This window comes from uncultured Campylobacter sp., assembly GCF_938039205.1.
Classification (GTDB): Bacteria; Campylobacterota; Campylobacteria; order Campylobacterales; family Campylobacteraceae; genus Campylobacter_A.
The window spans coordinates 1-13,196 of sequence record NZ_CALHVM010000026.1 but is presented as its reverse complement, the minus strand read 5'-3'; the positions used below and the strand labels follow the sequence as shown (position 1 = coordinate 13,196).

The window sequence follows — 13,196 nt, the reverse complement described above, 5'->3', positions numbered from 1 at the left end:
AATTTCCTTATTCTATAATTTTCGGCACGACAAAGAAGTGTTCGCTACTCATTGGAGCGTTTTTAAGTATAGTTTCTATCACGTCAGAGCTCACGCTTACGTCTTCTCTTAACGGAGTCCCGCCCTCTCTAGAGCTTACTACTGCTTGAGAAGCGCTTAAATCAAGCTCGTCTAGTATACCCGCAAAACTCAAAATTTCACTGAGTTGACCTTCGATTTCCCTTCGCTTGTCGCTCTCGACTTTGAGCGAGCTAAGCTTTTCGAGTTTGGTTAATAAAGTATCGTCTATCTGCATAAAACCTCGTCAAATTTTTAAAATTTTCCGCATTATAACACAATTTGCCTTGATTTTTATGCTGTTTTATATTTATTATGCTACAATTACGAACTTTCAATAACTAAAATTTAAGGAACAAACTTGGCCATCAAAGATGATATTGATTCTATAAAGGAAGAGTTAAATACTCAAGAACAATTTTTAGAAAACATAATCAAAAGCGAAAGATTTTTTAAAAAATATAAAAAAATTATCATCGGTGCGCTCGCTTTAGGCGTCATCGGTGCGGCGGGATACTATATAAACGGCGCTTTAAAAGAAAAAGAGTTTAAAGCCGCAAACGCCGCATATGCAAAACTGATACTTAATCCAAAAGACGAGCAAGCAAAGGCTGAACTAAAGCAAAAAGACGCCTCGCTCTACGCGCTTTACGAGTTTAAAAGAGCACTTGATAACAACGACACAAACGCGCTAAAATCGCTAGCAAACGAGCAAATAGATCCGCTTTTAAAAGATATCGTAAAATCCCAGATAAACGAGCCTAGCGGTCAAATTTTGACTTCATATAAGGCCGTTGTTAGAGGGTATGAGCTAATGAAAGAAAATAAAATCGACGAAGCAAAAAACGAATTTAAAAAGGTTCCTTTAAATTCTCAGCTTCAATCCATCGTCAAAAATTTAGAACACTATCAAGGAAATGCAAAATGAGAAAATTTCAAGCTATTTTAGCGGCTGCGCTCTGCGTCGCGGTACTCGGCGGATGCAGTACGAAAAGGCAGTATTTCGAACCGACCGATGTGCAAAATGAAAAAATTTCAGAAAACAGGCTGCCGGCGAGCATCGCGACGGCGAGCATAAACGGAGCGGTGCTAAAAAACGGTATGGCGATAACTAAAAACGGCCTACTCTCGCCCGAGATAAAGCTGCCAAAGGGTGCAACCTTGTTAAATTCCGCCGACGGTAAATTTATCAGCTCCGATTTGGATGGAAATTTGATCGTTGCAAACAGCTCAAACGAAATTTTATTTCAAAGAAGCTTCAATGAAGCAATCGTTTCAGCCGCTCTAGAAGATAATAAACTAGCCCTTTTAAGCGCGGGCAATGTCATATATCTCATCGACATTGCAACAAACGATACTTTGCTCGAGTTTGAAAGCTCAAACGTCTATGCGCAGGACTCTCGCGTCGCTGCGCCGTTATTTATGAGCTCGCTCGTTATATTTCCTACGCTTGACGGTAAGATCATGATCGCGGATAAAAACCAAGGCCGAATTTTACGTGACGTGGTTGTGAGTAGCGAGCAGTTTTTTAACAACATCATCTCGCTCAACGTCGTAAACGACACGATGATAGCCGCCACAGGCAAGCGTATCGTCTCGATAAATCCGGAAAAAACGGTTTACTATAACGGCGAGATAAAAGACATCGTCATAAACGGCGAATATGTATATATCTTGCTAAAAGACGGCAAAATCGTGCTTAGCGACCTAAATTTGAAACAAATCAAAGACGTATATTTTAAATTCGCCATCTTTTCAAGCGCCACCGTCTATAACGGCTCGCTTTATATAATGGAAAAAACAGGATATCTCATCAAGACAGATCTAGCGCTCGACAATGCCAAAATTTACGAGCTTTCAGACGAGGTTGAGAGCCAAATTTTCGCCGGAGCGAAAGAATTTTTCTACGACGATTACAGCTTAGAGCTTAAATGACGAAGCAAGAAATTTATCAAGTTCTGGAAGCCAAAAAGATTATTTTAAAAAATCTAACCTGGGTTGAGCTTGATAAATTTACTAAAAAAAAGACCCTTGCCGCGCTTACGGGAGTTGATATGAAAGGCTTTTATACGCTTTTATTTTTTCGCAGCGCAAAGGCTAGATTTTTAAGCAAAGAGTTTGAAACAATCAACGAAATAGCCAGCAAAATCGCCGAGCAAACAGGAGTAAATTTTAAAAAAAAAGCTATTTTTTATAGCTCTGATATCTGCTCAAAAACTGCAAATTTAATGAAAGAAAACGGCTACAAACATGACTCTATGTGACGTAGGCAATACTAACGCCACCTTTTTTGAAAACGGTAAAATCACCAAAATCAGGATTGAAAATTTTAAATATTTTAGAAGCGATGAGAAGATTTATTTTATCAGCGTAAACGACGAAGTAACCAAAAGGTTGCAAAATTCGCCTAGATTCGTAAATTTGGAGCCCTATTTTGAACTAGATACTATCTATAAAGGCCTTGGTATCGACCGCGTGGCTAGCTGTTATGCTGTAAAAAATGGTCTTATTGTCGATGCAGGTAGTGCCGTAACTATAGACGTTATGATGGACTCTATGCACCTTGGCGGCGCGATAGTGCCCGGTATTTCGCACATCCTAAAAGCTTGCGAAGCAATTTCGCCGAGGCTAAAAATCTCGCTAAATTCGCAGATCGACCTCGACGCACTCCCGCAAAAAACGACCGACGCGGTGAGTTACGGCATCATCAAACCGATCCTGCTTCTCATAGAAAACATGGCAAACGGCTCGAAAATCTACTTCACGGGCGGCGACGGCGAGTTTTTATCGCGCTTTTTTACCACGAGTATCTACGACCGCATGCTCGTATTTCGCGGGATGCAAAAACTAATCGAACAAAAAAAGGACATCTTATGCTAACGGTTGCTTTGCCAAAAGGCCGCATCGCTGACGAAACTCTCGCGATTTTTAGGAAAATTTTTCAAAGCTCGTTTGAGTTTGAGGACAGAAAACTGTTGATGAGCGAGGGTGATTTTAAATTTCTAATGGTTCGCAACCAAGACATCCCGACCTACGTCGTAAACGGTGCTGCAGATATCGGCGTGGTGGGTCTTGACGTACTTGAAGAGCACCGTCCTGACGTCGTGCGCCTACTTGATCTAAAAATCGGCAAATGCCGCGTCTGCGTAGGTATAAAAGAGGGCGAGGAGCTAAATTTAAACGCTCCCGAGCTAAAGATCGCCACCAAAATGCCGCACATCTCGCGCAACTATTTCGCCGCAAAGGCGACCGCGCTAAAGATCATCAAACTATACGGCTCGATCGAGTTAGCACCGCTGGTCGGGCTAGCCGACGCAATCGTGGACGTCGTTGAAACTGGCACTACGATGAAGCAAAACGGGCTAAGAGTCGCCGAGACCATCATGCACAGCTCCGCTCACCTCATCGCAAATAAAAGTAGCTTTATCATCAAAAAAGACGAAATTTTATCGCTTTACGAAAAAATCAAAGCGCAAATTTAAGCTAAATTTGTAAGTCGAATTAACCTGCGTCTTTACGATGCAGGCCGCTAAATTTAGCTTTTTTATTTCTGTAAAAAATATCTTGAAATTTGATAGTTTATAATCACAATACTCGGCGATCAATCTTGATAAAATTTAAACCATACAAAGCTCGCGAGCCAAACTACAAAAACCAATTATACTTATTTTTGGGCGCATGGACAAATCTTATCCTTGCGCGATATGATGCTTTTTTCGCAATCAAACAGGAAGCGCCAAAACCCAATAAAAATTAAAGTCAAATTTGACGCCGTTGTCGCAAAAACAAAAGTCTAAACCAAACTTAGTACAAACACAAGAAGGCAATTGATCCATAAATAATTACAAAACTTAATGAACCAGGCCCTAAAGCGCGTAAATTCGGCAACTATCTCAACGAGATTTAATTTTATAAAGCTTTACTTGGTAGTTTGTTTACAAAAACCGGTCCGCTTTAAAATTTCCGCAAGAGGCATTATTGTTTTTATTAAAAGTTAAAATGATGTAAAAATCGGCGATAATTCATCAAAAAATCAAGGCTAATTTACAAGACGGCAAAAGATCAAAACCTCCGACAAAATAGCGTCGCAGTTAAATTTTAATCCTCGTAAAGGCTATCTCTAGGCTCTCCTAGATAAAAGCCCTGAAACTCGTCCACGCCAAGCTCTACGCATGTATCAAACACCTCTTTTGAGCGGACAAATTCGGCTATTACCGTGATATCAAGCTTTTTAGCAAAGGCGATGATGGCGCCTGCTATAGCGCGAGAGTCCTCGCTCGTATCGATATTTTTTATGATGGAGCCGTCGATTTTTATGTAGTCGGGCTTTAGTTTTAGGATGTAGGAGAAGTTGCTATAGCCAGAGCCAAAGTCGTCTATCGCTATCTTTACGCCCATCCTGCGCACGCGCTCGATAAATGTTCCTATACGCTCGATATTTTCGACGTTTTCATCCTCTAGTATTTCAAATATTACGCGTCCGGCAACTTTGTATTTATTTAATTTTTCGATGATAAACACGCTCACGTCACCGTCGGTCATATCGCGCCCGGATAAATTTACAGAGATTACGGCGTCGGGCCTATCGGCGATTAGTTTAAAGCTTTTTTCGATCAGCATTTTTTCGATATCTGTATAGCGTTTGATGCGCTTTGAAACCTCCAAAAAGACGCTTGGAGAGATGGTTTCGTTACTGTTTTGGATGCGGATTAGAGTTTCGTGCTTTACGATTTGCTTTTCTTTATTAAATATCGGTTGATAAAACGGCACGATCCTATCGTTTATGATAGCGTTTCGTATCATATTTGAGCGAGTGATTTGCTCAGCGTATTGCGGCGTATCGTCGATGTTTTTAAAGTAGCAAAAATAGTCCTTTCCGCTTTGTTTAGCAAACTCAAGCGCCACCATCGCCTTTTTAAACGTATCGGTCTCATCTAGCGCAAAGCCCACCGTGCAGTGTATCTCTATCTCGCTTTGTTCGCCGTCAAGTGCGGTGATATCGACGACTAGGCCTTTGATATTATCCAAAAGCTCGGTAGCTAAATCCTCATACCTATCGATAAAAAACGCCGCATCCTCGATAAACGCAAACTGATCCGGCCCCACTCGGTAAACCGCCATATTATTATCATCTGCGAATTTTTGCGAAATTTGCGTCATTCGTACTAAAATTCTGTCGCAAACTGCAGTACCGAAGTAGTTATTCATTTTTCTAAATTCGTCGATATCCACAATGATGATTTTAGGGCTTTTCATTGCCTCCAGATCACGCTCCAGAGCTGTTTTATTAGGCAAACCCGTAAGAGAATCTCTATAAAGCCGCTTTTGCATCTCGGCATTATTGGCCACGAGCTTGGCATTAGTTTTCATAAGGGAGACTTGATTATTTCTTATACTTCTATAAAAAAGCAAATATTGAAAAATACAAATAAGCACCATTACGCTCGTTACGATAAATGTATTTTTCATATTCACGATAAACCACTGCGCAAAAAGCGGATCGTCAAAACCGGAAATTTTAACGCCTTGAACCATATTGTAGCCTATTATTGCGCCGTCTATATTTTTAAAATAGCAGATCTCGGCTTTATTGTCTGGGATTAGTTTTATACTTTTATAGGCTCCGTTGCGAGCCAACTCTGCATGCGCATTGGCGTCCATACCGCAAAATTTATAGGGTAAATTTTCCCCGATTAAGCTTGGTTGTTGCGAGCTAGCTAGGATGATGAGCTCGTTTTTTTCGCCTGTTTGCTTCACCATCCACGACGGGATAGAATTTGCCAATTCGCTATATCTTTGAAACTCCTCTACGTCGCGCTTTGCCACGTCTTTATAAATCATTTGCAATATATTCATATAGGACTCCGCCTTACTCTGTATATCGATGTTTGAGATATAGTTGGAGGAATCTTGTAGTTTTTTATAAAATATAAAACCCATAGCCAGACACGAGCAGATCACGAGTACGGCGATCGGCAGGACGATAAACTGCGTCATCGATTTTTTAATATCAAAATTTTGCATTAAACTTCTCTAAAAATTTGTTGCCATTTTATCATTATTTACTTAAGTTAATTATAAAAGCTAAATTTTATAAAAATAGTTTATAAAGTAAGAAGAAAGCAAACCCCAGCAAAATAACCGAACATACGTAGTTTAGCCATTTCGCGACGTTTTGCGAGATAAATTTGGCGCTTTTATGCACGGCAAACGGCATCGAAACGATCCAGACAAATATCGCCGCGACTAGCCCCGCTATGACCGCGCCCGCGTTTTCAAAACTTTTTGCAAAGCCTGCGACGCTGAGCCAAAATCCGACGGTATATGGATTTGCAAGCGTGACGAAAAAGCCTTTTGCGTAGTTTTTGCTAAATTTGACCTCGGCGTCCAGCGCGTCCGCCGTTATAGGCTTATCTGCGTTTTTAAATATAGCGTAGGAGATGTAGGCTAGATAGCAAAATCCAAAAATCCCGATGATTTTTTCCGCCGTTTCGCCCTGCAAATACTCAAGCACGCCAAACGCCAAAAGCAACAGATACGCCACGTCCGCGCTCATAGCACCCAGCCCGATAGCAAACGCCGCCCAAAACGACCTTACCGCAGCACTCATTATCATCACGTTTACTGGTCCTAGCGGTACCGCCGCGCTAAAACCCAGCAGCAGTCCCTGCAAAAACGCGTTCATCTTTGTCCTTTTTTTATTTTTGTATTTTGGATTTTACCTAAATTTGAAAGGTTTGAGGTCATTAAATTTGACGCGAAAAGCGGATTTAAATTTTAATGGAACACGCAAATTTGAATTGGGAATTTGAAATTTTACGCACCGAGACCTGCGCCTTTAAGGTACTAAATTTGGTTTAGTCAAATTTGGTGTTTCAAGCCGAGCTTCCTTGCGTAAAAAACAACCGTTTAAGGTTGTTTTTTACTTTATTGTAAAGGGGGTGGGGGCTTGAATGGCGAAGTCGCTCCCCACCCCCTTTAATCCCCCTCCCCCTACGACGCTTTTATGGTGGCGACATAGCTTTGCTTGCGCAAAGCGTCGCAGGTTTAAAATTGCGTTTTCAAGGTGCGGGTTTCGGCGACTCAAATTTGAAAATTTGACTTCAAATTTGAACGTAAAAAGATAAGGCGAAGTATCGTGAGATGATTTTTCGAGTTTTGAAGCAAAATTGAGCGTGCGCTAGGCATATAGCCTGCGGAGCGAAAATTTTGCGAAATCTCGGAAAAGCGCTCGCGAGACAAGCCGCAAATCTTCAAACTCACAATCGCACTATCTGCGCTCCAAATCCCCCCTGCCCCGCCGGCGCGTCAAAAAACTCCTTCACGCTCGGATGTTCGCGTAAGAAATTTTTGACCGCGTAGGCGAGCTTGCCCGTGCCGATGCCGTGATACACCTGCACCTCGTCAAAGCCCATCACTAGGCTATCTGAGATAAATTTATCCAGTTTTTGCACCGCTTCGTCCGCGCGCAGTCCGTGCAGATCGAGCGTGACGCTGGCGTTTTGCGGCTTTTGCACGCTTAGATTTATGCCTGATTTTTTCGGCGGCGCGGGCGTTTCGCCGCTGATTTTTAGCTGATTTATCGGCACGCGCATGCTCACGTTATCGGTTTGTATTACGGCGTCGTTTTTACTTAGGCTTGCGACGACGCCCTTTATCTTGCCGTATTTGACGCGGTCGCCGACTTTTAGCTGGGGCGGGGCTGAGATTTCGGGCTTTTGCACGGCGCGTTTGGCCTCGTTTGCGCGGTTTAGGGCGCGCTGTTTTTCTTTTGTGTCGTCTAAATTTATCGCGCGTCTAGCCTCATTTATCGCCTTAAAATACTCCCGCTCCAGCCGCGTTATAACCTCGTGCTGTTCCGCCTCGGCGCGCTCTTTTTGCTCTTTTAAATTTTCGATTAGCGAGTCTAGCTTTTGCTCTTTTTTCTCGGCGCTTTCGAGCTTTTCTTTGAGCTGTACCTCTAAATTCAGCGTCTTTGTGATGATTTCGTTTAGATTTTCTTTATCCTCGCCGTAGATCTTTTTTGCCTGCGCGACCAAATTTGCCGCGATGCCGTATCTAGCCGCAGTCTCAAAGGCGTATGATTTGCCGATCGTACCCTTTAAAAACTCAAATTTAGGCCGCGAGTTTTCCTCGTCGTAAAGCGCCGCGACCAGCTCGACGTCCGGATTTTTGGCTAGTAGCATAGCAAGGCGCTTGTGGTGGGTGGTGATGATCATCTTGATATCCTGACTCATCAGCCGCTCGATCATCACGCCATATAGGCTAGCCGCCTCCTCAAAGTCCGTTCCCAGCTCAATCTCATCGACTCCGATGAGCAGATTTTTTTTCGTAAAAAGCTTGGAAAAATGCACCATACGTCCCGCAAAGGTCGAGATGTCGTTTTTCACGTTTTGCGGATCCTCGATGATAGCGTCAAATTCTTTAAAATTTCCGATCTGCGATTTTTGCGCGTTTATGCGCATCGGAAGTAGGTATTTGGCTAGAAAAGCTGCGGCTATCAGCGATTTTAGCAGCATTGATTTACCGCCTGCGTTTACGCCCGTGATTAGCAGTACCTTTTTACTAAAGTCGATGCTGATGCTTTTTGGATTTTTTAGCGCAGGATGGGCGAAATTTGCAAGTTTTAAATTTGACCCGCCGCTTGGTAGCACGAACTCAAAATCCGCGCTTTTTGCCGTAAAAACCCGCGCGCAGTAGGCATCAAATACGTCAAATGCACCGTTTATAAATTTTAAAAACAGGAGGCCCTTGTGCATCGCGGAGCTAAAAATTTTGCAGTGCTCATAGACGATTTCCTCTTTTTTATCCAGTAGCTCGCTTTGCTCTTTTTTGAGTTTTTGGATGTTTTCTGGCGCGACGTAGAAGTATCCGCCCGAGCTTCTAGCCACGACCGTGCCCTTTAACACGTGGTTAAACCCGCCTCGCACGAGCAGCGCCTCGACGGAGCTAATGTAGTGCACCTGCGTATCGACGAGGTATGGCGTGATGGATTTTGAGTAGATGAGGCGGCGCAGATCGGCGTCTATTTGTGCTCTTTTGGCGCTAAACGCGTCTCTGATACCGCCCAGGCGCTCGTCCACTTCGTCTTTTAGCTCGCCGTTTTTATCAAACGAGTTTGCGAGCTTTGACATCGGCTGCGGTATCTCGATTTTAGCGAGCCACTCGCCTAGTTTGCCTTCAAATTTGAGCGTTTTTAGGTAGATAAAGTAGCTAATAATCTTAGCAAACTCAAAAATCTCGCTCACGTGCAACGTGGCTTGCTTGCTAAGGCGAATGAGCGCGTCGTCTAGGTTTTGAGCCGGTACGGGCGGATCAAACTGCTTTTGCGAGAGTTCTAAAATTTTCTCATAATGCAACCTGCTGTCGCCCGCCATAAAAAGCGGCTTTGGGCGCGCTAGAAAGGAGTTAAACCGCTCCATGTAGCCTTGTAGGTCTAAAATTTTTATAAGCCGCTCAAAGCCTTCCGCGTTTGTAAATTCTTTTTGCTCGCGGTGCGCCGCGACGTCTGAAACATCGCCATTTCTTTGCTCGCGCAAGACATTATTTTCCAGCCCGCCAGCCTCCCAAACGCCGCCTTGGGTCAAATTTTGATTATCTTTAAAATTTCGCAATTATTCGCCTTTAAATTCGCAACCATCAAGCGCGATCTTGACGCTGTTTAGCTCCTTTGCCGCGCGTTTTGCGACAAAAGAGGATGTGCCAAACTCATAGTTAAATTTAGTGTTATTTACGTCGAAATTTCCGCATTTTAGGGTTTTGCCTTGATTAAAAAGCGCGACTAGCTCCAGCCTTTTGCCCTGCTCGCTTTCTAGCCTGGTCTCGTAAAAGTATAGCGCCGCCGCGATAAAAATCACCGAAAAAGTGATGATAAATTTCGCCTTTTTACTTAGCTTTTCGTCACTCACGCTAAATATCGCGATCGCGGCAAGCACGCCTAAAAGTACGATTATGACCCTCATGCGTCGCCTCGCAGCTGATATGTGATGTCGCCCGCGCCAAAGCCGATCACTAGGCCGTCATCTAGCAAGTTTTTCACGCCAAACTCATCCGTAAAGACGATCCCCTCGCCCTCGCGCGCGACTTTTTGCGTCATAACTGGGTTATAGCGTTTAAACTCCTCTTTTAAATTTATCTCTATCGGCGTCTCGCCAGCGGCGTAAACAGGCAGGATAACTAACTCGTCTATGCCCTCAAAGCACTCTTTAAAGCCCTGTAAATTTGCGCTCAGACGCGTAAATCTGTGCGGCTGAAAGATCGCCGTGATCTTGGTGATACCTAGCAACTTAGCGTATTCAAAGACCGATTGTAAAGTGGCCTTGATCTCGGTCGGATGGTGCGCGTAGTCGTCGATGAGCACAAATTTTCTACTCGCAGTGAGGATATCGAAACGCTTTTTGATGCCTTTAAAATTTAGCAAATTTTGCCTGATTTGCGCCAGTGAGGTTTCATTTAGCGCGGCTAAGATCGCAAGCGACGCGTCCACGGCGATGTGCTCGCCCATGCCAAGCACTTCAAATTTGCCTAAATTTTTTAGATTAAACGCAGTATAAGGCACGAAATCGCGCACGATCATACTAAGCTCGGTGATATCGACGCTTGGATAAAGGCGCACGGCATCAAGCTTTAGCGTACCCAAAAACTCGTCCTCGGCATTTATCACGCGCACCTTGGCTCGCTCCAAAAAGCCTCGATACGCCGCGTGAAATTTCTCCAAATCATAGCCGTAATGCTCCATATGCTCGGGCTCAGCGTTAGTCACGACGGCTAGATACGGGTTTGAGTTGAGAAAGCTACTATCGCTCTCGTCGGCTTCGAAAATGACGTTGTCGCAGGGCTCGTATTTCATATTTGAGCCAAACTGCTTACTGATCGCGCCGATGATGACCGAGCCCTCCACGAGGCTAGAGAGCATCGCCGAGGTCGTACTTTTGCCGTGCGCGCCCGCTACCGAAAACACGCGCTTGCCCTCTAGTACCATCGGCAGCGCCTCTTTGCGCGATAGGCAGTGCAGCCCTTTGCTTCGCGCTTCGACGAGTTCGACATTATCGGGTTTTATCGCGGCCGAATAAATGACAAAGTCCTGATCCTTGATCGCGGCCTTGCTGTGCGGCGTGATGACGTCGATGCCCTGTGCGGCCAGCTCGCGCGTGGTCGGGCTTTCTTTGATATCGCTACCGCTGATGATGAAGCCCTTTTCGTGCAAAAATCGCGCGATCGCAGAGATGCCTATGCCGCCGATACCGATGAAATGGACCTTTTTGCGCTCGAAGTTTTGCTCCTTTGCGCGCTCTCTTTCGTCGGCGTGGGTCGCTTGTGCGTTTAAATTTGACTGCGCTAAATTTTCGCGACCCGAATTTGAGCCCGCTTCTACCGTACGGTGAAGCCCGCTTGCTTGGTTAAAATTTCCTTGTTTTAAATTTTCCACTCGTTTTCCTTGTAAATTCTTAAAGTATTTATATTTACGTCGCCCATGAAGCAATCAACGTCGTAGCCATTTGCTCTATTGTGGCGTTCGTTATTTTTCGTATTTACTCGCCCGCTTGTTATTTATCCGGCCGTCTTGCGCAAATAAACCCCTTTCGCATATTAGCCGCTAAATTCATTTTGCACTATTTTGCGAAATTTCAAGACTCTTTGCGTCGTTCGCCGCGATACCGCTCTGCGCTATTAGGCGCCGCCGACCATGCTCAAAGTTCGCACGATTTTTACTTAAATTTATTAGCCCGATTTTAGCGAAAATGAAATTTTGAGATGCTGAAAAGATGAAATTTATGCGGATTTTAGCAGGCTTTACATAGGGCCGCAAGCATAAAGAGGCGCACGTAAAGTAAGCTAGAGAATCGTCGGTAAAATTAGGAGATTTTACGCATCTATAAACTAGCGCTTAGTATGCTTCCTAGTCGTCAAATTTAGCATTGAAAAGAGCTGTTTACTACGAGTATTTTACCGCGTTAGCTCAAAGCTAAGATCGATCAGATCCTCTACCTGCTCGGGCGAGATTTTAGAGCTTAAATTTACGCTGATCCAGTGCTTTTTATTCATATGATAGGCTGGAAAAATTTGATCGTCGTCGCGCAAAATCGCCGCGAGATCAGGCTTGCATTTTAGATTTAGTATCTCTAGCGTCTCCCCGCTTTTAAGCCCCAGCCTGCCGCCGTCCACGCGCATAAAAACGGCGAACCATTTTTGATTTTTTGCGTGGCGAAATACGGCAAATTCCGGGTGTTTGTCAAATATCCGCTCGCCTTGTGCGCCGAATTTCTCCTCAATGCAATCAAAAACTCGCTTCTGTGCGAGCATCACTTGCCTCCTTTGCAAAAGCAAGCGTCCAGATGATAGTCCACGACGCCCGCGCTTTGCAAAAACGCATAGACGCTCGTAGGTCCTAGAAATTTAAATCCGCGCTTTTTCATATCTTTTGCGACGAAGCCCGCAAGCGGCGTGGTAGCGGGGACTTGTTTTAGGTTTTCATAGTGATTTATGATGGGCTTGCCGTCAAATTTGGGATCAAATTTAGGCAAAAGATAGCCCCAAAGATAGTCGTAAAAGCTGCCAAACTCGCTTGCGACGGCGAGAAATGCGCGGGCATTTGCGGCGAGAGAGTTTAGCTTAAGGCGGTTTCTGATGAGTGCTGGATTTTGCATAAATTTTGCCGTATGTTCCTCGCCGTAGAGCGAAATTTTACGCGCGTCAAATCCGTCAAACGCCGCTCGCATCGCCTCGCGCTTAAGTAGCACCGCATGCCACGAGATGCCCGCCTGAAAGCCCTCTAAAATTATAAGCTCGAAAAATTTCGCATCATCTTTAATGACCCTGCCCCACTCCAGGTCGTGATATACGCGCTCCAGATCGCTTTTCTCCGCCCAGTCGCAGCGGAATTTGGGTTTTTGAGTATTTTGCAAATTTAGCTCCTAGCTTTGATAAAATTTGAGAGATTGTAGCGAAATTTGGGTTAAGAAAGATGATGTGAAATCAAATTTTATCCGGCAAAATTTGATTTTGAAATTTGGTAAATTTTATGCTTTAAATTTAAAAGTATCGCAAGCCGAATTCTCGAATTTAATCCTAAATTTAGCCTGCGATACGAAATAAGATTTGCAAGTATTTTGAGATGGATTTGAATGTTGTGCAGAAAT

13 protein-coding genes are annotated in these 13,196 nt (G+C 44.1%); 5 read left to right on the top strand and 8 right to left on the bottom strand.

All coding sequences use genetic code 11. The annotated features are described in order from the left end of the window. Window positions 1–7 precede the first annotated feature (7 nt). Complete coding sequence (gatC, locus tag Q0394_RS04245; RefSeq protein WP_009493450.1) at window positions 8–295, bottom strand: Asp-tRNA(Asn)/Glu-tRNA(Gln) amidotransferase subunit GatC; 288 nt, start codon at window positions 293–295, stop codon at window positions 8–10. Between the two features lie 123 nt (window positions 296–418). Between gatC and Q0394_RS04240 the strand changes: the two genes are divergently transcribed. From Q0394_RS04240 to hisG, 5 genes are read left to right on the top strand one after another with little or no spacing between them, the layout of a single operon-like run. Continuing rightward, window positions 419–985, top strand: coding sequence for a hypothetical protein (locus Q0394_RS04240; RefSeq protein WP_002948229.1), 567 nt, complete (start codon window positions 419–421; stop codon window positions 983–985). Next, window positions 982–1,992: an L-seryl-tRNA selenium transferase gene (locus tag Q0394_RS04235; RefSeq protein ID WP_298945657.1), complete on the top strand. Its 1,011-nt coding sequence runs from the start codon at window positions 982–984 to the stop codon at window positions 1,990–1,992. The genes Q0394_RS04240 and Q0394_RS04235 overlap by 4 nt, the downstream gene beginning before the upstream one ends. Continuing rightward, entirely contained in the window at window positions 1,989–2,321 is a 333-nt protein-coding gene (locus Q0394_RS04230; RefSeq protein ID WP_298945656.1) for a hypothetical protein, read from the top strand. The genes Q0394_RS04235 and Q0394_RS04230 overlap by 4 nt, the downstream gene beginning before the upstream one ends. Next, the gene (locus Q0394_RS04225; RefSeq protein ID WP_298945655.1) at window positions 2,308–2,937 is read left to right on the top strand and encodes a type III pantothenate kinase; all 630 of its coding nucleotides are present in this window, start codon (window positions 2,308–2,310) and stop codon (window positions 2,935–2,937) included. Before Q0394_RS04230 ends, Q0394_RS04225 begins: the two co-directional genes overlap by 14 nt. Further along, entirely contained in the window at window positions 2,931–3,539 is a 609-nt protein-coding gene (hisG, locus tag Q0394_RS04220; RefSeq protein ID WP_298945654.1) for an ATP phosphoribosyltransferase, read from the top strand. Before Q0394_RS04225 ends, hisG begins: the two co-directional genes overlap by 7 nt. Before the next feature lie 616 nt (window positions 3,540–4,155). Here the strand turns inward: hisG and Q0394_RS04215 are convergent. From Q0394_RS04215 to Q0394_RS04185, 7 genes are all read right to left on the bottom strand, one after another. Further along, on the bottom strand, window positions 4,156–6,081 hold the full coding sequence (locus tag Q0394_RS04215; RefSeq protein WP_298945653.1) for a bifunctional diguanylate cyclase/phosphodiesterase: 1,926 nt from the start codon (window positions 6,079–6,081) through the stop codon (window positions 4,156–4,158). 67 nt (window positions 6,082–6,148) lie between these two features. Further along, window positions 6,149–6,742: a LysE family transporter gene (locus tag Q0394_RS04210; protein WP_298945652.1), complete on the bottom strand. Its 594-nt coding sequence runs from the start codon at window positions 6,740–6,742 to the stop codon at window positions 6,149–6,151. A 574-nt stretch (window positions 6,743–7,316) separates the two neighbouring features. Next, the gene (locus Q0394_RS04205; protein ID WP_298945651.1) at window positions 7,317–9,671 is read right to left on the bottom strand and encodes an endonuclease MutS2; all 2,355 of its coding nucleotides are present in this window, start codon (window positions 9,669–9,671) and stop codon (window positions 7,317–7,319) included. Next, entirely contained in the window at window positions 9,672–10,019 is a 348-nt protein-coding gene (locus Q0394_RS04200; RefSeq protein WP_298945650.1) for a hypothetical protein, read from the bottom strand. It lies immediately after the preceding gene. After that, a complete protein-coding gene (gene murC, locus Q0394_RS04195; protein WP_298945649.1) occupies window positions 10,016–11,485 on the bottom strand; it encodes a UDP-N-acetylmuramate--L-alanine ligase in 1,470 nt (489 codons plus the stop codon). The genes Q0394_RS04200 and murC overlap by 4 nt, the downstream gene beginning before the upstream one ends. 518 nt (window positions 11,486–12,003) lie before the next feature. Then, window positions 12,004–12,360 carry an MmcQ/YjbR family DNA-binding protein gene (locus tag Q0394_RS04190; protein ID WP_298945688.1) on the bottom strand — a complete coding sequence of 119 codons (357 nt, stop codon included), beginning with the start codon at window positions 12,358–12,360 and terminating at the stop codon, window positions 12,004–12,006. Beyond that, entirely contained in the window at window positions 12,360–12,962 is a 603-nt protein-coding gene (locus Q0394_RS04185) for a DNA-3-methyladenine glycosylase I (protein ID WP_298945648.1), read from the bottom strand. Before Q0394_RS04185 ends, Q0394_RS04190 begins: the two co-directional genes overlap by 1 nt. Window positions 12,963–13,196 lie beyond the last annotated feature (234 nt).

Excerpts from the sequence above, each read along its gene's own strand:
- gatC (WP_009493450.1), bottom strand. The coding sequence starts at position 295 with ATGCAGATAGACGATACTTTATTAACCAAACTCGAAAAGCTTAGCTCG.
- Q0394_RS04235 (WP_298945657.1), top strand. The coding sequence starts at position 982 with ATGAGAAAATTTCAAGCTATTTTAGCGGCTGCGCTCTGCGTCGCGGTA.
- Q0394_RS04230 (WP_298945656.1), top strand. The coding sequence starts at position 1,989 with ATGACGAAGCAAGAAATTTATCAAGTTCTGGAAGCCAAAAAGATTATT.
- Q0394_RS04225 (WP_298945655.1), top strand. The coding sequence starts at position 2,308 with ATGACTCTATGTGACGTAGGCAATACTAACGCCACCTTTTTTGAAAAC.
- hisG (WP_298945654.1), top strand. The coding sequence starts at position 2,931 with ATGCTAACGGTTGCTTTGCCAAAAGGCCGCATCGCTGACGAAACTCTC.
- Q0394_RS04215 (WP_298945653.1), bottom strand. The coding sequence starts at position 6,081 with ATGCAAAATTTTGATATTAAAAAATCGATGACGCAGTTTATCGTCCTG.
- Q0394_RS04210 (WP_298945652.1), bottom strand. The coding sequence starts at position 6,742 with ATGAACGCGTTTTTGCAGGGACTGCTGCTGGGTTTTAGCGCGGCGGTA.
- Q0394_RS04200 (WP_298945650.1), bottom strand. The coding sequence starts at position 10,019 with ATGAGGGTCATAATCGTACTTTTAGGCGTGCTTGCCGCGATCGCGATA.
- Q0394_RS04190 (WP_298945688.1), bottom strand. The coding sequence starts at position 12,360 with ATGCTCGCACAGAAGCGAGTTTTTGATTGCATTGAGGAGAAATTCGGC.